The following is a 5036-nucleotide window of genomic DNA, read 5'->3' as shown; positions in this document are numbered from 1 at the left end:
GGGATATTGATGCAGCTTATAAGTTATCCCTGACTCATGGATGTCTAATTGGTTAGCATCAACGGAACGGTTGTTGATAGATTTATAAAGAGAGAGGCTCAATTCCGATTGGTAATTGAGCCTCTTTCTTATTATCCAGCTGCATTTTCAGTAAACTGACTATTGTAAAGATCTGCGTAGAAACCATTCACCCTTAAAAGGTCAGAATGCGTTCCCTTCTCTATCACTTTTCCTTGATCCATAACAAGAATCAAATCTGCATCCTTAATCGTTGAGAGACGATGGGCAATGACAAAGCTCGTTCTTCCTTCCATCAGTCGGTTCATCGCTTTTTGGATAAAGACTTCGGTCCGCGTGTCCACACTAGACGTCGCTTCATCCAATATCATGATTGGTGGATCTGCTAGAACAGCTCGGGCGATTGTCAAAAGCTGCTTTTGGCCTTGTGAGATGTTCGAAGCTTCTTCGTTTAAGACTGTCTCATAACCATCTGGCAGTGTCCGAATGAAATGGTTTGCATGTGCAGTACGAGCAGCTGCGAAAATTTCTTCATCAGTTGCTCCATTTTTGCCATAAGCGATATTTTCTTTAATCGTGCCATTAAAGAGCCAAGTATCTTGAAGAACCATACCAAAGCTCTTTCGAAGATCACTACGGGACATACTCCGTGTATCAAGACCATCGATAGTAATCTTTCCGCCATTGAGTTCGTAAAATCTCATCAAGAGATTTATCATGGTCGTTTTTCCAGCACCAGTCGGTCCAACAATTGCGACCGTCTGTCCAGACAAGACATCGATGTTCATATCTTCAATTAACATTTCTTCCCCATACCCAAAGTCCACATGTTCGAAAGAGACAGCACCGTTTGCCCTTTTTATGTGAGCTGTGGTTTGTTCTTTCATTTCCTCTTCTTCATCAAGTAGTTCAAAAACACGCTCAGCTGCTGCAACCGTTGACTGAATAATGTTTGCGATGTTAGCCGTTTGTGTGATTGGCTGGGTGAACTGCTTTGAATAAGTGATGAATGCTTGAATATCACCAATTGAAATCGAACGTTGCGTTACCAATATTCCTCCGACAACACTGATGAGGACATAGCTCAAATTTCCGATAAAGAACATCAGGGGCATGATGATACCTGATATAAACTGTGCTCTGCTTGCCGCTTTATACAATTCTTCATTAACCGCAGTAAATTGGGCATTCGCCTGTTTTTCATGTCCGAAGGCTTTAACGACTTGATGGCCGGTATACATCTCTTCAATGTGCCCATTTAATTGTCCGAGTTTACGTTGTTGATCGGCAAAGTGCTTTTGGGATTTTTTCAAAATAGGCCGGATTGCAAATATTGATAAAGGTAAGCTGACTATCGAGATTAATGTCAATAACGGGCTAATTGAAAGCATCATGATGATAATCCCCAAAATCGTTACGATTGATGTGATGAACTGCGTTAAGCTTTGCTGAAGGGTGCTCCCGATTGTATCAATATCATTTGTCATTCGGCTAAGTGTTTCTCCGTTTGGACGTCCTTCAAAATATTTGAGTGGAAGTTTCTCGAGTTTTTCGTTAACATCTTCTCGAAGATCATATACCGTATCTTGTGCAACACTTGACATAATGTATTGTTGTACATAGTTGAAAAGGCTGCTTAAGACATACAGTCCAGCAAGGAGTAGAAGGATATGGCCAATCTTATCAAAGTTAATGGCTGCTCCTGGTACTCCTTGGAATTTCCCGTATGCTCCTTCGAATAATTCCGTAATTGCCGTTCCCATGATTTTTGGTCCGACAATCATAAAAATCGTACTCATGATTGCAGCAAAGAACACGGCAATCAATTTGTTGCGCCGAGGTTTTAAATAGGTCAAAAGACGTCTAAGTGTTCCTTTAAAATCTTTTGCTTTTTGACCCATCATCATCATGTTACCGCCACCAGGACCATGCCCAGCATGACCGCCGCTTTGAGGTTTTTTTTGATTACTCATGCAATTTCCTCCTCCGTGAGCTGTGATAAGGCGATTTCACGGTATATGTCGTTTGTACTTAGCAACTCTTGGTGTGTTCCCATACCTACAATGTGTCCTTCGTCTAACACAATGATTCGATCAGCGTCAACCACCGTACTGACACGCTGGGCAACGAGTAGTACTGTCGAATTTTTCGTTTCTTCTTTCAAGGCTGCGCGAAGGTTGGCATCCGTCTTGAAGTCAAGTGCAGAAAAACTATCATCGAATATATAAATATCGGGTTTCCGAATGAGTGCCCGCGCAATCGAAAGCCGCTGTTTTTGCCCGCCTGATAGGTTTGAACCGCCTTGTTCGATTTCTGCCTGATAGCCGTCTTTCAGGTTGCTGATAAAATCTTCCGCTTGCGCGATCCGAGCAGCATGCTCAACTTCATCTTGTGTGGCTGTTTGTTTTCCAAAGCGAATGTTTTCAGCAATCGTACCTGTAAAGAGGACGGCCTTTTGTGGTACAAAGCCAATTTTTGAACGAACTTCTTCTTGTGATGACTGACGAATATCAACACCATTGACGCGAATCGTTCCACTTGAAATATCATAGAAGCGAGGGATCAAATTGACGAGCGTTGTTTTCCCTGAGCCTGTTCCGCCGATTATTGCGGTGATTTCACCAGGACTTGCAGAAAAACTAATATCCGATAATGCAGGTTCTTCTGCTCCTGGGTAACTGAACGTCACATGATCAAATTCAATTGTACCGTGTTCACGATCTGCCTTTTCTGTCCCCTCATCCAGGAATGAAGGTTTCATGTCAAGGACTTCGTTTATCCTTGTTGCCGATACGGCCGCTCGTGGAATCATAACGAACATCATGGATGCCATAACGAGAGCGAACATGATTTGCATAACATATTGGATAAATGCCATTAAGTCCCCGATCTGCATACCGCCGTTATCAATACGAACTCCACCAAACCAAATGATGCCAACAACCGTCAAGTTCATTACAAGCATCATTACAGGCATCATGAAGGCCATGATTTTATTGACTTTGATCGAGACATCCGTCAATTCTTTATTCGCTTTCTTTAGACGTTCTTTCTCTTGTGTTTCACGATTGAAGGCTCGAATGACGCGAATGCCAGTTAAATTTTCTCGTAATACAAGGTTCAACCGGTCTAATCGTTTTTGCACTGTTTGAAAGAGCGGTACACCTTTATATAGAATAAGCAAAATCGAGCCAATCAATAAAGGCATTATGACAACAATGACAAGCGATAATTTTGCATCCATGGATACAGCCATGATCACTCCGCCGATTAACATGATAGGTGCACTGATAACCATACGAAGCATCATGATAACCACTTGCTGGACTTGCGTTATATCATTGGTCGTCCGTGTGATCAATGACGCCGTACCGACTTCATCAAATTCTTGTAACGAAAATTTTTCAACATGATCAAAGACTCTCAGGCGGAGATCGCGTCCCATTCCCATTGCCGCTTTGGACGAATAGTAACTTGCGATTATGGATGCACAAGCGCCAAGTGCGGAAACCAACAGCATCAAACCACCGATTTTCCAAATGTAGGGAGTGTCTCCTCGGACGACGCCTTTGTCAATAATATCAGCCATTAGTGTAGGCAAAAAAAGGTCCGACATGGATTGAATAAAAACCAGACCGATAACTGCTGAAATAATCCACTTATAAACGGATAAATGTTTCAGTATTTTCATCATTTTGAACACTCTCCCTGTTCGGTAGCTTGTGCTTCTAAAAAGTTTGAAATTTGAAGATTCGTTTCTAGCAGCTCTTCAAACTGTTCTTCGGAAAGCATTTCAATGGCCGTTTGAAAGACTTGGTGAATGCTTCCTTCGTGAAAATGAATCGTTTTTAATAAATTTTTCCCCTGATCGGTGATTGACAACTGAATCTCACGCCGGTTGCCCTCCACATGCTCACGATGGAGCATGCCTGACCGAACGAGACCATCGACCGCTTGGCTAAGGGTGCTTTTTGGAAGAAATGTTTTCTCCCCGACATTTTTTTGAGTGGTTTCTTTGTAAAGGGTAATGGTCATCAAAATGGAATATTGAGGAACTGTTAATCCATTTTCTGCGGCTGTCTTTTGAACGAACCGCATAATATTTTTCTGCACGTTCCAAAATGAACGCAATAGTTGTACGGAACGCATTTGTTTTTCATTCTCCACTCAACATCACCATTCTTTCTGTTATGAACTGTTCCATTTTGAACATTTAATTTTATGAATCATTTTAATTTACAGCTATTCTTCCGCATAGTCAACAAAAAAAAACGATCAAATGATTTCAGTGTTTACCTAGACTTTGGTCGTACATTAAACCCCAGTAAAAATCTGAGTGGTCATGCCGATTATCAGTGTTTTCGCGTGAAAACACTCGTTTATTCATGTACTTGATTCAGTAGACATCGAAATGTCCTTTTAACAGAGTGAAATTAGTTGGAAATTTGAGATAAAAAGTGGTAGGATAATATTGCATTGAGTTAGTACCAGGTAATAATACTAGATGATAACGCATTTGAGGGTATTATATGGCAAGCATGCATACATAAACGAGATTTTTCTCCCTTAGATAAATAACCGGATTTAAGTTTGTATTAACAGAAAAATGTTTTGATTTTTAGGAGGGATGATGACATATGGTTGAAAACCGTCATCTACGGGCAGGTCTAAGTGATGAGCAGGTGCTTGAGATGTATAGGATAATGTTATTGGCAAGACGTATAGATGAAAGGATGTGGCTGTTGAACAGATCTGGAAAAATTCCTTTTGTCGTTTCTTGTCAAGGGCAGGAAGCAGCTCAAGTGGGAGCTGCATTTGCATTGAACCGTGAAAAGGATTATGTCCTTCCTTATTACCGGGATCTCGGTGTGGTTCTTGCGTTTGGGATGACCGCAAGGGATTTAATGTTATCCAGTTTTGCAAAAGCAGAAGATCCAAATTCGGGCGGGCGTCAAATGCCTGGGCATTTTGGGCAAAAAAAGAATCGCATCGTGACGGGATCTTCGCCAGTTACCACC

General features: G+C 41.5%; 4 protein-coding genes. 1 reads left to right on the top strand and 3 read right to left on the bottom strand.

The window, feature by feature from the left end:
* Positions 1-131 precede the first annotated feature (131 nt).
* The 3 genes from ACFVSH_RS22765 to ACFVSH_RS22755 are packed head-to-tail and all read right to left on the bottom strand — an operon-like array spanning position 132 to position 4185.
* Positions 132-1991 carry an ABC transporter ATP-binding protein gene (locus tag ACFVSH_RS22765; protein WP_387595663.1) on the bottom strand — a complete coding sequence of 620 codons (1860 nt, stop codon included), beginning with the start codon at positions 1989-1991 and terminating at the stop codon, positions 132-134.
* Positions 1988-3712 (bottom strand): ABC transporter ATP-binding protein, encoded by a 1725-nt coding sequence (locus ACFVSH_RS22760; RefSeq protein WP_387595666.1) that lies wholly within the window; start codon positions 3710-3712, stop codon positions 1988-1990. The genes ACFVSH_RS22765 and ACFVSH_RS22760 overlap by 4 nt, the downstream gene beginning before the upstream one ends.
* Positions 3709-4185, bottom strand: a complete 477-nt coding sequence (locus ACFVSH_RS22755) for a MarR family winged helix-turn-helix transcriptional regulator (RefSeq protein WP_387595669.1) — start codon at positions 4183-4185, stop codon at positions 3709-3711. Before ACFVSH_RS22755 ends, ACFVSH_RS22760 begins: the two co-directional genes overlap by 4 nt.
* Before the next feature lie 470 nt (positions 4186-4655).
* Here ACFVSH_RS22755 and ACFVSH_RS22750 point away from each other — a divergent pair.
* The coding region (locus ACFVSH_RS22750; protein WP_387707963.1) for a thiamine pyrophosphate-dependent enzyme at positions 4656-5036 on the top strand (381 nt) is incomplete at its 3' end.

Origin of the sequence: Peribacillus sp. NPDC058002 (assembly GCF_042886655.1) — a bacterium.
GTDB lineage: Bacteria > Bacillota > Bacilli > Bacillales > DSM-1321 > Peribacillus > Peribacillus aracenensis.
This window is presented reverse-complemented; position numbering and strand designations above follow the sequence as displayed.

Bases quoted from the DNA above. Each gene is read 5' to 3' on its own strand.
- ACFVSH_RS22765 (WP_387595663.1), bottom strand. From the start codon at position 1,991: ATGAGTAATCAAAAAAAACCTCAAAGCGGCGGTCATGCTGGGCATGGT.
- ACFVSH_RS22760 (WP_387595666.1), bottom strand. From the start codon at position 3,712: ATGATGAAAATACTGAAACATTTATCCGTTTATAAGTGGATTATTTCA.